This is a genomic window from Rheinheimera riviphila, assembly GCF_004005945.1.
GTDB lineage: Bacteria > Pseudomonadota > Gammaproteobacteria > Enterobacterales > Alteromonadaceae > Pararheinheimera > Pararheinheimera riviphila.
Window position 1 is genome coordinate 1 of sequence record NZ_SACS01000019.1, and the last position, 18,934, is coordinate 18,934.

The window sequence follows — 18,934 nt, forward strand, 5'->3', positions numbered from 1 at the left end:
GAGTACACATAAGGGTTGTTGGAGACCACAACGTTGATAGGTGAGGTGTGGAAGCGTAGTGATACGTTAAGCTAACTCATACTAATTGCCCGAGAGGCTTAACCATACAACGCCCAAGTTGTTTTGAAGAAGTTGTAAGACGTGCGATAACTACTATCACGACCTAATATTAAAGTTAGAAGTCACGCTTGCTTAAGTTAAAGAAGCTAAACAGTTTTTGCCTGGTGGCAATAGCGCTGTGGAACCACCTGAATCCATTCCGAACTCAGAAGTGAAACGCAGCTGCGACGATGGTAGTGTTGCAGATGCCATGCGAGAGTAGTACACCGCCAGGCTCCCAATAAAGCCAAAAAGGCCCAGTCTAACGACTGGGCCTTTTTGCATTTTGGAATTTGGTGCTCTATTGCCCGAGCAATCCATTCCCATGCGAGCTCTGCGAGGGATATCAAGGCTCCGAATAAAAATGCCCAGTCGAAAGACTTGGGCTTTTTTATTGATGCTGCCGCAGTCGTGGCTCAGGTTTTAACGTCAGACGTCAGTCAGCCAGGTAATAATCAACAGTCGCAACTACTCGGATCTTTTTGATGTGTGGCGTGCTGCTGTCGCGGTCACCAATGGTGAATTGCCCTTGATTGGCTTGTTTAATTTTACCAACCCGGCTGTTCGAGTCGGCAGCAAACTTTTCCGCCACTTCTCTGGCATTGCGGGTCGCTTCTTCAATCATCGCCGGTTTAATACTATTAAGCCCGGTAAACAGAAATTCCGCGCGGCTATCGTAATCCTGACCGGTGATGGCGATGCCATTTTTACTCAGCTCAATCAGTTTTTGCATCGCGCCGTGCGCCATATCCACATGGGTGCTGTAGACCGTGACGATGGAACTTGCAGTAAAACGCGGCTGATTTGGATTGCCGTCATGATAGCCAGCTTGCCTGTCGACAATAGCGGGTACAGACACTGAGATTTCTTCAGGGCTAAACCCATGCAGCTTCAAAAAGGCGATCACCTGTTCGTTCTTACGTTCGATGCTGCTGACCAGGGTTGGCAAATCGTTACCTACATCATTAAATTTAATCGGCCAAATGACGGTGTCGGCGGCAATATCCCGTTCTGAAAGGCCTTTGACTTGGACGGTACGTTCCAGTGATTTGATCGACATCAGTTGCTGCCCCAAGGTGAAACTGGCAGCAACTAAACCAAAACTAAAGCTAGCGCCTAAAATCCAGGCAGTGTGGCGGGTGGTCATCTTAAACTCCAAATAATACTGAGAATTCGTTTCTATTTTGAAGCCGCAGGCTGAATGTGTTATGAATTTTGTGATGTGAGCGGATGTTGGGGGTGATGTGGGGTGAGTGTCCGAGCAGGAGGCCAATCGCTGAACCATCAGATAAAACTGACTAGTAAATATCTTAAGTGGCAACGAAAAGGGCTTTACCAATATTGGTAAAGCCCTGAGTTTCATACCCGAAGGTCAATATTCTGCCCGAGATTTCCGACAGGTGATGACGCAGGAGACGCGGTAGTCGCACTCTCCAATAACTGCATCGTCATTTTACCTTCTTGTTTTTGCTGAGTTTTGGCAAGTGCCAGGCTCAACATTTCGTAGCCTTGGCTTACTGCCGCGCCACCGATGCCTTCAGTCATAGAACCTCCCCATGCTAATACATCACAACGCTTATCGGCCTTATATTAAGTAACTTTAATATAGATTTTGCTGGTCGTTCAGCAAAATCGGGGAAAAAAAAGGATCGAGTAGGAGGCGGGATCACTCCCGCCGTCCTCTCACACCACCGTACGTGCGGTTCCGCATACGGCGGTTCATGTTAACACTGGAACTGTCGATGACATTCCAGCAGTGCTACCAGTCCCAACCTGTCGAACCAGCTCTTCTTTAAAGCTTGATTCATATGACTGGCTCCGGAGTTCCACCAAGCACCACGCTGGTTACAGGCTGACGCCCATGCCCTGACTTCCTCAAGTCCTGCTTTCGTTAGCTGTTTGGCTCGGCTAAAAGGTCGCTTCCATTGTCGCCAGTACAGGCAACGCAGTTTGCGCCTTATCCAACCATCCAGCTCTTCGAGCACGCTTTTGACTTCAGTCAGTCGGAAGTAGCTTATCCAACCACGCAGTACCGGTGTTAGTTCACTGATTGCCTTAGCGACTGATTTTGAACCATTTCCCGTAGTCAAGCTTCTGATTTTATCTTTCAGCCTCGCCACGCTACTCGGTGCTATTTTCAGTCGGGCGACCTTGTGCCTTGTGAAGCTATAGCCAAGGAACTTGCGTTCCCAAGGCCTTGCCACTGCACTTTTCTGCGCATTCACCTGCAGTTTCAGTGTTGTTCTTAGGAACTCACTGAGGTCTTTCAGTAAATGTTCGCCCGCCTTTTGACTGCTGACATAAATGTTGCAGTCATCGGCGTAGCGGCAGAAGCTGTGCCCTCGTCGCTCCAACTCTTTATCCAGTTCATCCAGCAGGATATTCGACAGCAGCGGCGACAATGGTCCGCCTTGCGGCATGCCTTTATCGCGCTTTATCACCTCTTTCCCATCCACCATCTCTGCTTCCAGATACCGGCGGATGAGTTTCAGTAACCGCTCATCTTTGATAGTTCTGGCCAGTCTCGACATCAGAATGTCGTGGTCGACCCGGTCAAAGAATTTCTCTAAATCCATGTCTACAACCCAACGTTTGCCGATCTGAATGAACTGCTGTGCTTGTCGCACCGCTTGCCATGCATTGCGGTTTGGTCTGAAGCCGTAGCTGGAGTTTGAGAACGTTGGTTCCACAGAAGGTGTTAATGTCTGGGCTATCGCTTGCTGAATAAGCCGGTCTACCACGGTTGGAATGCCCAGTGTTCTCACATCACCATTTGGCTTTGGGATATCCACTTTGCGGATTGCCCGTGGCAGATAGCTGCCTGCTATCAGTGTACTTTTGACGCTCGGCCAGTGCTGTTTCAGCCAGGGTTTTAACTCCAGCACACTGAGGTTATCCACCCCAGCCGCACCTTTATTTTCAACCACACGCTGATACGCCAGCATCAGATTCTCGCGACTTATCACTGCGTCCATCGTCAACGACATTTCCGCTTTCGTTCGCCCACTGGCCGCCGTGTTAATTTCAACACCATCAATCAGCACCGGCGAATTCTGTTCGCTTCCTCTGTTCATGGCCGCAGCTTGCTGCGTTTGTGCATCATCAATCAGCATCGAGGTTCAGAGTCCTAATCACGGTTAACTATGTTCAGCCCTTCGTGCTGTCGGTTAGAAGCACTACTACGGCCTCGGCTGACTTCTGAACATCCATCCCAACACCTCCCGATGTTGGTAGCACTGTGGCAGATGCTCAGATCTCCCGGGGTAATTCGCGCGACCTTCCTGCTTATACCTGTCGACTCTACGTTGTAGCATTCCGTGCAAGTATTGGGCTTTAGTGATAATGGCCACCTCACCCAACTACAACGCCTAAATCGCTTCCTGTTCGTCAGGCCAGCATTTTGCTTTCAGCTTCCTGCAGATTTCACCTCACGGTGAACACCCTTGCCGTTCAGCTAACACTTCCCCTTGCCGGGTGTGTAGAGGACTTACACCTCCAAGTCACCAGTTTGACCACCACAGTCAATCTGGTTGCGCTTGCGCGCAACGCGCCGTGCCCGGCGCACCATAAAAAAGCCCCGTTTGTTGCAGCAAACGGGGCCGGGGCTTTTCGCTCGGAGTGACTCATTCTTCCAAAGCGTTAAGATTCTGTGTTGCCAGTTTTACGAGATTTGCACTAAGGCAGTCGAACTGGTTTTTAACTGTGACGGTGATAACACCGGGGTCAAAGGGCGTACTGGCCGGGTTGGGCCTTTTTTCATCGTGCCTTTGATCATCGGCTCCGGTACTGCAGGCAATTTACCGAGTTTTGCAGCGAGACCTTGTTGTATATCGGCCACGCTGTAACCGGCTTTAATTTTCATTCGTATATACGGAATACCAGACGCTTCTAACGCACCGCTGACAAACCAGTCCGGAATGGCTTTATGACCGGCTTTGTTGCTGTTGTTGACCAAATCAACCACCGCGACAATGCTCATGTCGGTGCTATCAACCAGCACGTAGTCCAGATACTTGGCATTTAATTTTAGTAAAGCAGTGCGACGGGTTTTGGCGTCGGCGTTGTCTTTTAATTCCAGGATGTCAGCCAGTTTCACCCGGTTGATAATTTTGTATTTATCGCCAACCGCTTTTTCCAGCAGTGATAAAAATGACCGCTCAATTTGAGTAAACAATTGACCACGTTTCGTAAAAGGGAATGGATTTCCATGATGGATAAAGCGGCTCACAATGAAAGCAGCAACAGCTGCCAGCAGTACCAGTAAAATAATAATAAATTCCATATCGACCTCTGACAAAATTTTGACTCTCAAGGCAACTATTGCCATTTGACATCAGTTTCCAGCAATGACTTTGCAGAAGTTGTGCCAGAACACCGATGAATGAATCGAATGGATCATTTTTTAAATTGATGCCTGCCATTGTTGATATTAATGGCGATGATAATGGTGCAAAGCAGGTTTGCGCTTATAGTCATCGACAGCGGGTTTTATAAGTCCCGAAAACTAGTGAATAGCTATTGAGTATCGAAATCGCCTGCTGTTATCAGGCAAAGCAAAAAAAGGACCGGATCATGACAATAGAACGCGCGCAATTAACCATCCACGGAGCGATGCAACCGGCTTATGATGACATCCTGACGGATGAAGCCTGCACCTTTCTGGTAGCGCTGGTCAGAGCCTTCAGACCGCAACTGAAAAGCTTGCTGGCAACCCGGCAACTGGTGCAGGCGCGATATGACGCAGGTGCTTTACCTGATTTCCTGCCAGAAACTGCCGCTATTCGTGCCGCAGACTGGCAAGTCGCTGCCATCCCGACCGATTTACAGGACCGCAGAGTCGAAATTACTGGCCCGGTCGATCGCAAGATGATCATTAATGCGCTCAATGCTGATGTAAAAGTGTTTATGGCGGATTTTGAAGACTCACAAGCGCCAAGCTGGAGCGGGGTGATTGAAGGTCAAATTAATCTCAGAGATGCCAACTTAGGGACGATTAGCTATGAAGATCCGGCGTCAGGTAAACAATATGCGCTGCGCGATAACCCGGCGCTGTTGATTGCGCGGGTGCGGGGGCTGCACTTGTGGGAGCGGCATTTAACGGTGGACGGCGAACAAATTCCAGGTTCACTCACTGATTTTGCTTTGTACTTTTTCCATAATTACCAACATCGCCTGGCAACCGGCTCCGGTGTGTATTATTACCTGCCAAAACTGCAAAGCCATCATGAAGCCAAATGGTGGGATGATGTTTTCCGCTTTACCCAAAGTTATTTCAGCCAGCCAGTCGGCACCATTCGTGCGACAGTGCTAATTGAAACTTTGCCTGCTGTATTTGAAATGGACGAAATTCTGTATAGCCTCAAAGATCACATCGTGGCACTTAATTGTGGTCGCTGGGATTATATTTTTAGTTATATCAAGACGTTAAAAAATCATTCGGATCGGGTGCTGCCGGACCGTCAAGTCGTTACCATGAATCAGCCATTTTTAAGTGCCTATTCAAGGTTATTAATTAAAACCTGTCACAAGCGCGGTGCGCTGGCGATGGGTGGCATGGCGGCCTTTATTCCGGCCAAGGATCCGCAGCAAAATGAAGCGATTCTGGCCAAAGTCACCGCCGATAAAAGCCTGGAAGCCAACAACGGCCATGACGGCACTTGGGTAGCGCATCCAGGGCTTGCCGCCACCGCCAATGCAGTGTTCAACGCTAAACTCGGTGACAAACCAAACCAGCTGCATATTTCGCGAGATGATGATGCGCCAATTACTGCCGCCGATTTATTACAGCCGTCCGACGGTGAGCGTACCGAAGCTGGCATGCGTACCAATATCCGGGTGGCGCTGCAATATATTGCCGCCTGGATCAGCGGTAAAGGTTGTGTGCCGATTTATGGTTTGATGGAAGATGCAGCCACGGCTGAGATATCCAGAACTTCAATCTGGCAATGGATCAAACACGGTAAGTCATTGTCGAACGGCAAATTAATCGACAAAGCCTTGTTTAGCCAGATGCTGACAGAGGAATCGCAGGTGGTGAAAGCTGAAGTTGGTGATGAGTTATGGCAACAACAAAGTTTTGACAAAGCCGCCGGTTTGCTTTTAAGTATCACCACGGCTGATGAGTTGGTGGACTTCCTAACCCTGCCAGCTTATGAGTTATTAGGGTAAACAGAGCGGGGCTTCGGCCCCGCTTTTTCGTCGCAGAAATGCCTGTCAACACGCGGCAGAAATGTCGTTAGTGCGTTAATTCATCCGCTATTTCAACAATAAGCCGGCGCAGCCAAATATGACTAGCATCCTGATGCAATAACGGGCTCCAGATCATTTTCAGCTCAATTGAAGGGATCGGGAAAGGTGGATCTAACACCTGCATGGTGCAGTCGTTTTTATAAAGACCGGCTGCACGTGAGGGCAAAGTCGCAATCAAATCGGTTTCCACCGCCAAGTGCATCGCCACATGATAGTTGCGGGTAAACACGCTGATATTACGTTGTTTACCAAATTTCGCTAAGGCTTCATCAACCCAACCCAGCTTTTGCACGTCCGCCGGATCCATCCCGACACCGACACCAAAACCGGTTTTACTGACCCAGATATGCTGACCTTTTAAATAACTGTCGAGATTAAAATTCGCCAGAATGGGGTTTTGTTTGTGTACCAGGCAGGCAAAACTATCACGCCAAATCGTCTTCTGGTGAAAGGATTGTGGTAGCTGATCAAAGCGGTTAATCGCCATATCAACGCGGCCATTTTCGACATCGTGAAAGGTCACATCGGACGGCGTCATAATATCAAGTGAAGTGCCTGGAGCCTGCGCCCGCAGGCGTTTCAGCAATGCAGGGATCAACGTAGACGCCGCGTAATCGCTGGCCATGATCCGAAACACCCGATGGCTGTGCTCGGGCTCAAAATCTTTATTTGGTTGTAAGGTTTCTTCCAGCGTCAGCAAAATTCCCCGGACCACCGGTGCCAGTTCTTTGGCGCGCTCAGTCGGCACCATACCGTCGCTGGTGCGTACCAGAATAGGGTCATTCAGTAAATCGCGCAGCCGTTTTAAGCCATTACTCATCGCCGGTTGCGTGATACTAAGCTGGTTGGCGGCGCGGGTGACGTTCTTTTCCCGTAGTAACACATCCAGGTACACCAACAGGTTTAAATCGATTTTACTGATGTTCATGCCAACCTCCGCTTTACTCCCCTATATATTCACACAATGAATGGCGAGAATCAAAAAAATCAGCTTCATGAATTGAGAAATTGATCCCTATAGTGTTTAGCAACAGCACGACACACAACATCAGTCAGCTGTCAGAACTTAAATGCAGCGTGATGCAAAACCAGAGGATGCCGCTATGTCAGCTTATCAACAGAATATCAAAACACTTGAGCAGACCCTGCAAGCACAGGGCAGTGCCTGGAATGCCATCAGCGCAGAATATGCCGCCCGGATGCAGTTACAAAACCGCTTCAAGACTGGCCTGCAAATCGCCCAGTACACTGCCGACATTATGCGTGCTGATATGACCGCTTATGATGCCGATAGCAGCCAATACACCCAGTCGCTCGGTTGCTGGCACGGTTTTATCGGTCAGCAAAAACTGATCGCGATTAAAAAGCATTTTGGCAGCACCAAACGCCGTTACCTGTATTTATCCGGTTGGATGATTGCTGCGCTGCGCTCAGAGTTTGGGCCGCAGCCTGATCAATCGATGCATGAAAAAACTGCGGTACCAGCCTTGATTGAAGAGTTGTATACCTTCTTACGTCAGGCCGATGCCCGTGAATTAGGCGGCTTATTTAATGAGTTAGATGCCGCACGAGCTGCCGACGACCAAGCCAAAGTGGCTGCGGTACAAAGCAAAATCGACAACTTCGAAACCCATGTAGTGCCGATTATCGCCGATATCGACGCCGGTTTTGGTAACGCAGAAGCCACCTATTTGCTGGCGAAAAAAATGATTGAAGCCGGTGCCTGCGCTATTCAGATTGAAAACCAGGTGTCGGATGAAAAACAATGTGGTCACCAGGACGGCAAAGTGACAGTGCCACATGCCGATTTCCTGGCCAAGATTAACGCCGTGCGTTACGCCTTTTTAGAATTAGGCATCGAAAACGGCATTATCGTCGCCCGCACCGATTCACTCGGCGCCGGCCTGACCAAACAAATTGCGGTAACGAACGAGCCGGGAGATTTGGGCGATTTATACAATGCTTTCCTCGATGGTGACTACATCGAATCAGCCGCCGATATTCAAAACGGTGATGTGGTGGTGAAGGCTAATGGCAAGTTACTGAAACCAAAACGTCTGCAAAGTGGCTTGTTCCAGTTTAAACAAGGCTCAGGCGTTGACCGGGTGGTGCTCGATTGCATTACGTCACTGCAACATGGCGCGGATTTATTGTGGATCGAAACCGAAAAACCGCATGTCGGCCAAATTGCTGAAATGGTGGATCGGATCCGGGCCGTGGTGCCAAACGCCAAGCTGGTTTACAACAACAGCCCGTCGTTTAACTGGACATTGAATTTCCGCCAGCAAGTGTTTGATGCCTGGCAAGCGGATGGCAAAGATGTGGCGGCTTATGACAGAGCCAAGCTGATGAGCGTTGATTACGACAGCACCGATTTAGCCTTGGAAGCGGACGAGCGGATCCGTACCTTCCAGGCGGATGGTGCCAAACGGGCCGGTATTTTCCACCACCTGATCACGTTGCCGACTTATCACACAGCAGCTTTGTCGACCGACAATCTGGCGAAAGAGTACTTCGGGGCTGCCGGCATGTTGGGTTATGTCAAAGGGGTACAACGGCAGGAAATTCGTCAAGGCATCGCCTGTGTCAAACACCAGAATATGTCAGGCTCTGACATTGGCGATGACCACAAAGAGTACTTTGCCGGCGAAGCAGCACTCAAAGCTGGCGGTAAAGACAACACCATGAATCAGTTCTGAGGGCTATTGATAGAGGGATTGATGGATTGATGTAAAAAAAGCGCTGAAGTTGAGGGACTTGGTGCTTTTCTAATAAATGTAAGACATTGCTGATTTTTTACGTGGTCGAGGGTTGGACTTAAGTGTCTGAACGACTTTGGCAGCCGCAAGGCTGCCTTTTTTATCGAACCTGCAATCTAGCGGGGTTGCATACCGCAGTCATTGGTCACTCCGGCCAGACGTTCATCCCACATTACTGCTAGTAAGCTGCGTTTATGCTGCAGGATGGCTTTTACCTGTGTAGCCAAAAATCAAGCCAATGAACATCAACAAACATTCAAATACAGCGGATCCCGCGAATACCCAGAATTCAAAGCACTGCAGCCACGTGCTCGCCCTGATCTTGTTGTCGATGGTGGCGGCTGCGCCGAGCATGGCAGACATCACCACCTATCCAATACGTAGTTTAACTGCGGCTGCACCGGTGTTCGATACACCGGATGATTTCGCCGATCTTGCCGTGCTTGGCGAAGCCATTGGTGATAAATCCCTGGTGCTGCTGGATGAGCTGACACATGGTGAAGGCAATGTGTTTGCCTATAAAAGCCGGATTGTGCGTTATCTGCATCAGCACAAAGGCTTTGATGTGCTGGTGCTGGAAAGTGGTTTGTTTGATCTGGATAAAATCAGGCAATCGCCTCAGCCAATTGCTGATCAGGCGCCTGGCAACCTATTTTATATGTATGCCCGCAGTGCACAGATGCAGCCACTTTTTCAATACCTTAGTCATAGCAGAACCAGTACCCGGCCACTGGCGCTGGCTGGATTTGATGGTCGATTCAGCGGTACGCTGTCGACGTCGCAGCTGGTGCCGGAATTTCGCCTATTCCTTCAAAAACAACTGCTTCAAAAGCAACTACTTCAAAAACAACCACAGCAAATATTTGTCCCCCAATCGCAGTCAGAAGCCTATTTACAGCAGATCCAGCAATTGCTCGATGGTAAATTGAGTGCTGCGACACCCGCGATTCAGCAGAAATTTTTGAATATAAATCAATCTATTGCAGCTATGTTGCAACCAGGAAAACTGCCGGGGACAGCACTCGAAGCTGGTTTTTGGTTTCGGATCAATGCCAGTCTGCGGCAAATGGCGTTAGTCAGCTGGCAGCAACGGCGCTTTGACGAGCATGACTTGGCGATGGCCGCCAATTTACAGTGGTTGCTTGATCAGCAGTATGCTGGACGCAAGGTCATCGTGTGGGGACATTATATTCATCTGAACCGGCTAGGCGGGTTTCAAAATGCATTGCATGCACCGCAAACGCCAGTGGCGCAGCGTTTGACCGTGGCAAATATGACATCAGCGCTGGCGGAACAGACCCTGAAAAATAGCTATGTGCTGCATTTTTCGGGTGCCGAGGGCAGTTATATCGATTTTCGCGATTTGCAGGAAGTTGACGTCAAAAGTAGTGAACCTATGCTGGAGTCTACGCTGACCAGGCAGGCGGGGGCTGACGTTTTTGTGCCTTTACCACAAAATTCAGCGTCGTTACAGCCGTTATGGGGACACGAATATAAGAGCAAGTTAAGCTGGCAACAGGCGCAACAACGTTTTGATGGCATGATTTTATTGCAACAGATCACGCCAGCCAAGCTATTGCCCTCATCGGGTGATCGCGCAAAGCCGGTTGCCCAGTGAATAGCAAATCGGCTACAGTCAGTCAGACTTAGAAAGGTGGCCATGCTAGTGAGAATAGGGCTTTGATGGTGATTTTTTCAGTGACGAAATCAGCTGTGCTGCAGTGGGATAAAAATATCACCTGGTCGTTAGTGGGCTGGTCAGTGTTTATCTGCGCTGCGGCACTTTATTGTATTTTGTTTAATCAGCTGGTGTTGTTAAGCCCGGAAAGTTATCTGAATTCCTTATTATGGAGTCTCAAACATTATGCCGGTTGGCTGGTGTTGACGCCGCTGTTGCTGATGGGGTTCGCAAAAATAAAATGGCCTGGCCGTTCGCAGCAAATGCTTTGGACTGGCCTTTACTGCACCGCCGCGCTAAGCATCGCTTTATGCTTTCGGTTGGTATTTGAACAGCAACATGCTGCGGATCTCCGCTGGACGGCTGTTGTTGTCAATGAACTGCCGGAACAAGTGTTGATCCTGACGCTGGTGTTGCTGCTTCGGGTATTACAGCAACATCGGTATGCCGCCCGTTCTTTGCCAACGCCGCCGGCGGAAACTGCAGTGCAGTTACCAGATACACCAGCGCAGCCTGCTGCAGAAGAAACCGTCTTAGTCAGTAAAGGCCAGAGTGAGTGCCTGATCCGTTGGCACGCCATTGATTTTATCAGCGCTGCCGGCAATTACGTTGAGTTGTTTTGTAACCACGAAACTTACTTGTTGCGGGCGACGATGAAGCAAGTGGAGCTGCGGCTGCCCGCCACGGATTTTATCAGGATCCACCGTTGCCATATCGTCAACATCAGCGTGATCCAACGGATTGAAACTTTACCGGCCGGTAATGGCTCGGTCCGTTTACAGTGTGGGCAAGTTCTGCCAATCAGTAAGGCTTATAAACAACGGCTACGGCTGCATAAATTTATCGCGGCCTGACGAATTTCTGCGCTTGTCAACACAGCCAAAACGTCTAACACAGCCATTGCTCCCTCCCAACAGACATCCACCCCTGCGTCGCTGCAATCCTCTGAATTAAAAGGTTAAATGACAACTGTTGATTTGAATGCCAATTCAAATGCCATTTCATATACCAGTTAAACAGGGGACAGCCATGAGTCACAAAGATATTTTCAACAGGATCGGCCGCAGCTTGCACTGGCTGGTCGCTATCGGTTTTATTGCGCTAAGTTTGGTGGGGATCTATATGGCCAATGTCGAAGCCTGGGCCTTATACCCGGTGCATAAATCAATGGGGATTTTGCTGCTGTCGGCGATCCTGCTCAGAGTGTGTTGGCGGTTGTGGCGAGGCTGGCCGGAGTCTGCGGTACCGCAAAGCCGGATTGAGCGCATGCTTGCCAAAATAGTGCATCGCTTGTTGCTGGTGGGGACTGTGTTGATGCCTGTTTCCGGCATGTTCTATTCCGGGGCCAGTGGTCATGGTTTTGGTCTGTTTGGCTGGCAACTGGTCGCGGAAAATCCGGATCCACAAAGGCCCGGTCAGGTCTTAGCCTATGATGATTTTTGGTCGGCATTGGGTGAGCAAGTACATGAAATTGCAGGTTATCTGCTGGTGGCCGCGGTGCTGTTACATATCGCAGCTGCACTCAAGCATCAGTGGATAGCGAAGCAGACCCGGCTGCGTCAGGTCAACAACCGTGGTTCATGCTGAAGCGGCATCTTGTCATTCAGCCTTGTAAATTTAGTAGCAGCTGGCTGATCCGCACTTTGTGATAAGGCAAGGCTCGTTCAGCTTTGCCGGGTTTTCGCAGGATCACTGCCTGTGGTTGAAACATCAGGCTGGCACTGGCGGTTAAAACTTGATTGCCTTGGCGTTGATAAGGAATATTGGCCAAAGCTAAACGTTCACATAACACTGTTTTTACTGCATTTTTGTCCATGTTGTTCACCGATGGCTGATACTGCGCGGGCAGTGTATCGGCCACAGATGACAATAAGTTGACTAAATGACGACGATTTTATTCATCGTGTAACTGGTAACTCTCACAAATCGCCTGCCAGGCTGCTTCGGCGCTGTCGACAAACTGGATCAGGTTTAAATCATCCGGATGAATTAGCCCTTCTTCGGCTAAAAGTTCAAAATTAATCAACCGCCGCCAGAACTGTTCATCGAATAAAATCACCGGCACTTTACGTGCTTTACCGGTTTGCAGCAGGGTCAGGGTTTCAAACAGTTCATCCAGCGTGCCAAAGCCGCCAGGGAAAGCCACTAATGCCCGCGCGCGTTGTAAAAAGTGCATTTTTCGAATGGCAAAATAATGAAAGCGAAAACAAAATTCCGGGGTGATATAGGGGTTAGGTTGTTGTTCATGCGGCAGCACAATATTCAGGCCGATACTTTTGCCGCCCGCATCAAAGGCGCCCCGATTGGCCGCTTCCATCACACCAGGCCCACCGCCGCTGATAATAGTCACCGCCGACTTTGGGTTGTCGAGGCTATGTTCGGTGACTAAATGGGCAAATTGCTGCGCCTGCTGATAATACCTGCTGTTTTTCACCTGCCGCTTAGCAACTGACAGTGCCCGTTGCGCATCAGGATCGGCCGGCTCTTTTGTCAGCTGCTGTTGCGCCTGCGCCAGCAACATCGCCGCATATTCCGGTGAGACAAATCTGGCGCTGCCAAACACCACTATCGTCGCTTTGATTTTGTGTTGTTCCAGGATGGTTTGCGCTTTGAGATATTCCAGCTGCAACCGGACATGGCGCAGCTCGTCCTGCATCATAAAATCGTCGTCGGTAAACGCCAGTCTGTAAGAAGGATGTGCTTGCAGCTCAGTGGTTTGGTTGGTCGCTTCACGGGCGGAAGCCAGATGGCGTTCGTACAAATTATTGGTGTCGGTCATGATGATTTCCCATAGTCGGAGGCAGCTTTTAGTTCCCTGACAACACGCTCTAAGCAATTGTTTGATTTAGCGTAAATGTAGCAGCTCCTGATGCTGCTAAGCCAGTTGACTGGTGGATTATCCTGTTGCGGAACATTCTGAAACTGGACCACAAGCCCAAAGTCGCAGAGTCGAGTGTCGGCTCTGCGATGTGATGCTGAAATGGTCTTAGAAGGGCTCTTAGTTAAAATGGACCTAAGTTAAAATGGATCTAAGTTAAAATGGATCTAAGTTAAAAGGGATCTAAGTTAAAAAGGATCAACTCTGCACCTGAGTTGGGCTGACATCTTCGCTTGGATAGCAGCCCAGCACTTTGACAAAGCGGGTGATCCGGTTCAATTCATCCAGCGCCCGTGTCATGGCGTAATCTTCCAGATTCGCTAGCACATCGACATAAAACATCTCTTCCCACGGGTTGCCCGGAATAGGCCGCGATTCCAGCTTGCCCATGCTGATGCCATGTTGTTTCAGCACCAACAACGCATCAACTAAAGCGCCAGGCTGCTGGCCGGTGTACATGATAAAGGTAGTTTTGGCTGGAATGGCTTTGGCTACTGCAATGGCTTTACGCGCGACCACAATAAAGCGGCTGACGTTGTCTTTCTGGTTGGCTAAATCACGGCCCAGCACCTCAAGCCCATACAGTGCACCACCTTCTTCACCACCAATGGCAACTACCGATAAATCTTTGGCCTGACGAACCCGCTCAAAGGCATCGCTGGACGCTTCGCAGTATTCAATTTTCACTTGCGACAAGCTTTGCAGATAGTTGCTGCACTGTGCAATCACCTGTGGATGGGCGCAAATTTGCCGGATATTGGCAAGGTTGGTACCAGGTAAACCCATCAGGCAATGTTTAATCGGGTGGGTGAGTTCGCCAACAATCGATAACCTGGTGTGCTGCAATAAATCAAACACTTCGTTGATACTGCCACTGGAAGTATTTTCAATCGGCAGCACCGCGTAATCGGCGTGGCCGGTTTCGACTGCCTGCACGATTTCGTTAAAGCTGTCACAGCCAATTTCAATCAGTTTTTCAGCGCGGCGGGTGAAGTACTTTTGGGTGGCCCAGTAGCTGTAAGAACCTTGCCGTCCCAAGAAAGCGACGCGGCAGACCGGGCCATTTTCACCGTTGAGCTGGCCTTGCACTTTAGCCTGCTGCTGTAGCACTGAGTCTTCAATAATCACATGGTACAACTTGGTGACATAACCGGCGTCCAGACCCAGCGGTTTGCCTTTTTCAATCAGAGATACCAGCAATTCCTGTTCGCGCTTTTGGTCGCGGATTGGCTTATTCTGCGCCAGTTTAGCTTCGGCCACCGCCAGTGCCAATGCCCGGCGTTTGGACAATAACCCGAGTAATTGCTGGTCGGTGTCGCTGATTTCTATGCGAATTTGGTCCAGTTCAATCGGCATCTTTGTTGGCATTTTCTCAATTCCTTAAATGAAAAAACCTCCCGTTTGGGAGGTTTTTGACTGGTATTTAACGCGTGCAGCCAGCTACCTCCCGGGTTGGGTGGTAAAGCTAAAAAAGAAGCGAGCTGCAAGCTTAATTTGTTTCATGCTCCTACAATAATCAGTCTGGATGGCTAAAGTCAACCACGGGGTTGTAATTCGAGCAGATATTTTTGCTCACCCGGTAAAAAGCCAAGTTCCGTTTCGTCGAGCCAAAACGCATGATCCGCCCGATAAAATGGCGATAACGGATGCCCGGACTGACCGGCCGGAATGGTCAGGATGCCTTTGCTTTCCTGGCCCGGTGCCACCACCATCCGCTCTGACTGGCCATGGATCGGCAGCTGCACCCGTGGCATATGCCGATCACCGGCCATTTCGCTGGCCGGCATATTTAAAAACTGTCCGAACCAAGGAATAGCGCTACTCAGCGGATGCTCAATTTTCGCCTGGTTGAGTAATCCCCAGCGTGCGTTGGCTAAATCGCCTTCGGTTTTCGCCAGCAGTTCGTCACGGCTTTTAAGTACCGCTTGTTCCAACAGTTGTTGCCATGAAATAAAAGGCGCCGGCACGGTAGCAGGGCGTTTGGCCTGAATAAGTGCCCAACCTGGCGTTTCCGGTACCAGTTTTAAGTCGGACATTTTGAGTTTTTGCTGCTCCATTAAACTGGCAATTGGCGCAAAAATTTGCTGCAGACTTTGGTCACGAAAGGCGCGAACCAGACTGTAACCAACAGAAGTTGGGCTGGCGGCTGCGCTATCCAGTTCAACATAACTGCGATATTGACCCAACTGATGGCGGGCGACAAAGTCTTCACTCAGCACTTCGAGTAACAATTGCTGCCAGCGTTTTAAAAATAACGCCCGGTGATCCAGCTGAATTTGATGCAGACTTTGTTCGGAATGTTGCTCGGTAGCAAGCAAACCATCACGAATTTGCATGCCACGGGCGCCTAAATCATAACCGCCATCGCCCAGCAGTTTTAATGCGTCACCGCCCACCACCCGCGAATTGGCGGTCCATAACCGCTGTGAGTCCGGGTTTTTAACGGTTGGATAATCACTAGCGGCTAAATAACCGTCCCAATAATTAGCGCCGGTGCTCCAGTCTTGGGGGGTGTCCATGTCCAGTAACGTCCGTTTTGGGATAGGGCCAATAATGGTCCAGCCATGATTGCCTTGTTTGTCGGTAACCAGCAAATTTTGTGCAGGCATGCCGACTTTAGCAGCAATCGTAAACGCTTCGTCAACCGAGCGGGCTTGCTCCAGTTGCTGCAGTTCCAGATTCAGCGCTTGGGGATCATAAGCGACCCACCTTAAGGCAAATTGCTCAAACGGCGCCGGCATCACCGGGCCCCATTCGGTTTCTTTCACCAGCATGACGACATCGGCCAAACCTTTGACCTTAATCACTTCATTGTTGTAACTGTATTCTTTTGGCCCGGCTGGCGTGATGTAGCGCTGCGGGTTTTCATCAGCTTGCAGCTGAATCACATCGTGCCAGTCTGCGGTGCTGTTGGTGAACCCCCAGGCGACATGGCCGTTACTGCCGGCTACGATGCTTGGTGCACCAGGTAAACTGACGCCAGCGACACTGTGTTGATCTTCGCCTTCGCCCCAAATCAGCTGGGCTTTAAACCAGGTGCCCGGGACGCGGATCCCTAAGTGCATATCGTCGGCCAGCAGAGCAGCACCATGGCTGGTCAGCTTGCCGGAAACGGAGAAATTATTGCTGCCAATATCGCGGCTATCGCGCAGACGACAATCGGTACAGGCAACTTTTTGATCAGATAACACTCTTGGGTAGTCTGAAGCAGGCAGCGGTACTGCAGCGACTTTGCTGTCATCAATAGCAGCTTGCCAGTCACTGCTGTGCTGATTTAAAAACTGGTACCAGTCATCCGGGATTGCTTGTTTTAACACACCTTGCGCCAGTTCATCTTCACCGGCGGCACCTTGTAAATCCAGGTACATGCTGTAAACCACCAATAATGAATCGGTATCCTGCCATGCCGCCGGTTTTTGTTGCAGCAGCCAGTATTCAAATGGCCGCATCGGCAACTGCGCCAAACCTTCATTCACCCCTTGGGTGTAATGCTGCAGCAATGCGCGTTGTGGTGCTGGTAAGGTTGGCAAAATAGCAGCGGCCCGATCGCGAAAACGGTGCATCCGGCGGCTGATATCCGTCGGCAGCGCCCGTTCGCCAAAGAGTTCGGATAGCTCACCGGCTGAATTGCGTCTGAGTAAATCCATCTGAAAATAGCGGTCTTGGGCATGCGCAAAACCCAGGCCATAAGCTGCATCCAGCCGGTTCTGCGCCCGCACCGTCAGATAACCCTGCGCGTCGCGGCTGAGCTGCACTTTGGCAGTGACTTCGGCGCTGGTCGCCCCTTCGTATAAGGGTAAACTGCTGTGCAGAGCGCTATACAAGGTGATTGCAATAATCGCCACTAAAGTGATGACGACATAGAAGATCGGTTTGAGCCATTTCATCGATTTTTTAGCCTTTTTTCCGGTACAATCTGCAGGTTAGCACAGAAATTTTAAAGAAGGGTGAACAAGGGTAACATGCAAAAAAGCAAAATCTGGGACGGCGCGGTCCGTATTTTTCACTGGAGTCAGGTGCTCCTGCTGGCGGGGTTATGGTACAGCGCCGATCAGGAATGGTATGGCTTGCATATGACGTTGGCCTATACCCTGGCGGCTCTGTTGCTGAGTCGCTTGGTCTGGGGGGTTGTTGGTAGTGAAAATGCCCGCTTCAATCATTTTGTCACGTCGCCGCGCCAGGCTTGGTTGTGGCTGCGCCATTCGCCCAAACGAACGGTGAACGGCCATAACCCGTTGTCCGGTTATATGGTGTTACTGATGTTGACGCTGATTTTATTGCAGTTTGTTACCGGTTTAATGACCAGCGATGACATCCTGACCGAAGGTCCGTTGGTGGCGCTGGTGCCGTCCGCCTGGGTTGGTATCGCAAGTACGATCCATCAGTGGAATATCAATGTCATTCTGGCGCTGGTGGCGGTGCATATTGTGGCGGCAATCTGGCATCAATGGCGCGGTGATAAAGTGATTACTGCGATGGTGACAGGCAACAAACTAACCGCTGAGAAAGGCGAATTTAAATTTCGTGCTGTGGGCCTGTATCTGCTTTTGGTGTTGATCATCGGGGGCGCATTTTATCTTTGGCAAGGTGATGTCGTGCTAGAGATGTTGCGCTCAGAATGGGCGTAAATGTCTGACGAAGGTGTCAGTTTCTAACCGGACAGTGCTGATTTTTAAGTAAAAAAAACCGGTCATCACGACCGGTTTACCAGGAGCGCGCGAGATTAATCCGCTTTATATTTGTCGTGGCAAGCTTTGCAGTTTTTAGCAAAAGCCGCAAAAGCAGCTTTAACCGCAGCCTGATCCGTGCCTTTGGCCGCGGTTTGCAGCTGTAGTGCATCTTGCTGGAACTTGTCGGCGCGGCTGTTAAAGTCCTGCAGATTAGCCCAAATGTCGGCTTTGGCATCGCCCGATGCTTTATCCGCGCCCGGCACAGTAAAAGCTTCCCAAGGTAAAGTCGTTACCGCCGCTAAGGCGTTGGCGCGTTTTTGCACCCGGGCGGCATCATAAGGCACATTGCCACGGATCATATCGCCTAAGTCCATCATGTTATGACGGATCAGTTGAAAGCTGGCTTTGCGGTATTCGATGGCATCTTCGCTGTCAGTAAAAGCACTGCCAGCAAACAAAGGCAAGCTAAGGCTAGCGAGTATGGTGGAGGTGATGAAGAGTTTTTTCATTAGCAGATTCTCATTTGTTTGAATAGCATGCAATAATGTTAAAGCTTTTCAGCGCTTTGGTATATACCTGCATCTTCAATGATTTTTGGTAT

16 protein-coding genes and 2 rRNA genes are annotated in these 18,934 nt (G+C 49.9%); 8 read left to right on the forward strand and 10 right to left on the reverse strand.

Translation table 11 applies throughout. From position 1 onward, the window contains the following. Positions 1-106, forward strand: a 23S ribosomal RNA gene (locus EOE67_RS15605); the annotation flags it as partial. A 114-nt stretch (positions 107-220) separates the two neighbouring features. Beyond that, positions 221-335: ribosomal RNA gene (gene rrf / locus EOE67_RS15610) — 5S ribosomal RNA — on the forward strand. 200 nt (positions 336-535) lie between these two features. On the opposite strand, the gene EOE67_RS15615 is transcribed toward rrf, so the two are convergent. From EOE67_RS15615 to EOE67_RS15630, 4 genes are all read right to left on the reverse strand, one after another. Beyond that, on the reverse strand, positions 536-1,246 hold the full coding sequence (locus EOE67_RS15615; protein ID WP_127700272.1) for an SIMPL domain-containing protein: 711 nt from the start codon (positions 1,244-1,246) through the stop codon (positions 536-538). Between the two features lie 212 nt (positions 1,247-1,458). Next, a complete protein-coding gene (locus EOE67_RS15620) occupies positions 1,459-1,644 on the reverse strand; it encodes a hypothetical protein (protein ID WP_068064695.1) in 186 nt (61 codons plus the stop codon). A 179-nt stretch (positions 1,645-1,823) separates the two neighbouring features. Beyond that, complete coding sequence (gene ltrA / locus EOE67_RS15625; protein ID WP_127700273.1) at positions 1,824-3,212, reverse strand: group II intron reverse transcriptase/maturase; 1,389 nt, start codon at positions 3,210-3,212, stop codon at positions 1,824-1,826. A 548-nt stretch (positions 3,213-3,760) separates the two neighbouring features. After that, positions 3,761-4,381, reverse strand: coding sequence for a DUF2726 domain-containing protein (locus tag EOE67_RS15630; RefSeq protein WP_127700274.1), 621 nt, complete (start codon positions 4,379-4,381; stop codon positions 3,761-3,763). 290 nt (positions 4,382-4,671) lie between these two features. Here EOE67_RS15630 and aceB point away from each other — a divergent pair, with 290 nt between their 5' ends. Next, complete coding sequence (gene aceB / locus EOE67_RS15635; RefSeq protein ID WP_127700275.1) at positions 4,672-6,267, forward strand: malate synthase A; 1,596 nt, start codon at positions 4,672-4,674, stop codon at positions 6,265-6,267. Positions 6,268-6,334: 67 nt separating this feature from the next. Here the strand turns inward: aceB and EOE67_RS15640 are convergent, their stop codons facing one another. Beyond that, positions 6,335-7,276, reverse strand: a complete 942-nt coding sequence (locus EOE67_RS15640) for a LysR family transcriptional regulator (RefSeq protein WP_127700276.1) — start codon at positions 7,274-7,276, stop codon at positions 6,335-6,337. 175 nt (positions 7,277-7,451) lie between these two features. On the opposite strand from EOE67_RS15640, the gene EOE67_RS15645 reads away from it, so the two are divergent. The 4 genes from EOE67_RS15645 (at position 7,452) to EOE67_RS15660 (ending at position 12,372) form a co-directional block, all read left to right on the forward strand. Continuing rightward, positions 7,452-9,047: an isocitrate lyase gene (locus EOE67_RS15645; protein WP_127700277.1), complete on the forward strand. Its 1,596-nt coding sequence runs from the start codon at positions 7,452-7,454 to the stop codon at positions 9,045-9,047. 367 nt (positions 9,048-9,414) lie between these two features. After that, positions 9,415-10,725 (forward strand): erythromycin esterase family protein, encoded by a 1,311-nt coding sequence (locus EOE67_RS15650; RefSeq protein WP_164852380.1) that lies wholly within the window; start codon positions 9,415-9,417, stop codon positions 10,723-10,725. A gap of 80 nt (positions 10,726-10,805) precedes the next feature. After that, complete coding sequence (locus EOE67_RS15655; RefSeq protein WP_164852381.1) at positions 10,806-11,639, forward strand: LytR/AlgR family response regulator transcription factor; 834 nt, start codon at positions 10,806-10,808, stop codon at positions 11,637-11,639. 175 nt (positions 11,640-11,814) lie between these two features. Beyond that, positions 11,815-12,372 (forward strand): cytochrome b, encoded by a 558-nt coding sequence (locus EOE67_RS15660; protein ID WP_127700280.1) that lies wholly within the window; start codon positions 11,815-11,817, stop codon positions 12,370-12,372. Positions 12,373-12,388: 16 nt separating this feature from the next. On the opposite strand, the gene EOE67_RS15665 is transcribed toward EOE67_RS15660, so the two are convergent. The 4 genes from EOE67_RS15665 to EOE67_RS15680 all read right to left on the reverse strand — a co-directional run bounded on the left by EOE67_RS15665 (position 12,389) and on the right by EOE67_RS15680 (position 17,550). Continuing rightward, on the reverse strand, positions 12,389-12,601 hold the full coding sequence (locus EOE67_RS15665) for a hypothetical protein (protein WP_127700281.1): 213 nt from the start codon (positions 12,599-12,601) through the stop codon (positions 12,389-12,391). A 78-nt stretch (positions 12,602-12,679) separates the two neighbouring features. After that, positions 12,680-13,564, reverse strand: coding sequence for an LOG family protein (locus EOE67_RS15670; protein WP_127700282.1), 885 nt, complete (start codon positions 13,562-13,564; stop codon positions 12,680-12,682). 297 nt (positions 13,565-13,861) lie between these two features. Next, positions 13,862-15,031 carry a chorismate mutase gene (locus EOE67_RS15675; RefSeq protein ID WP_240652841.1) on the reverse strand — a complete coding sequence of 390 codons (1,170 nt, stop codon included), beginning with the start codon at positions 15,029-15,031 and terminating at the stop codon, positions 13,862-13,864. 167 nt (positions 15,032-15,198) lie between these two features. Beyond that, positions 15,199-17,550 (reverse strand): penicillin acylase family protein, encoded by a 2,352-nt coding sequence (locus EOE67_RS15680; protein WP_127700283.1) that lies wholly within the window; start codon positions 17,548-17,550, stop codon positions 15,199-15,201. 75 nt (positions 17,551-17,625) lie between these two features. Here EOE67_RS15680 and EOE67_RS15685 point away from each other — a divergent pair, with 75 nt between their 5' ends. After that, positions 17,626-18,291, forward strand: a complete 666-nt coding sequence (locus tag EOE67_RS15685) for a cytochrome b/b6 domain-containing protein (RefSeq protein ID WP_127700284.1) — start codon at positions 17,626-17,628, stop codon at positions 18,289-18,291. A 95-nt stretch (positions 18,292-18,386) separates the two neighbouring features. Here EOE67_RS15685 and EOE67_RS15690 read toward each other — a convergent pair whose 3' ends face one another. After that, complete coding sequence (locus EOE67_RS15690) at positions 18,387-18,842, reverse strand: c-type cytochrome (protein WP_127700285.1); 456 nt, start codon at positions 18,840-18,842, stop codon at positions 18,387-18,389. Positions 18,843-18,934 lie beyond the last annotated feature (92 nt).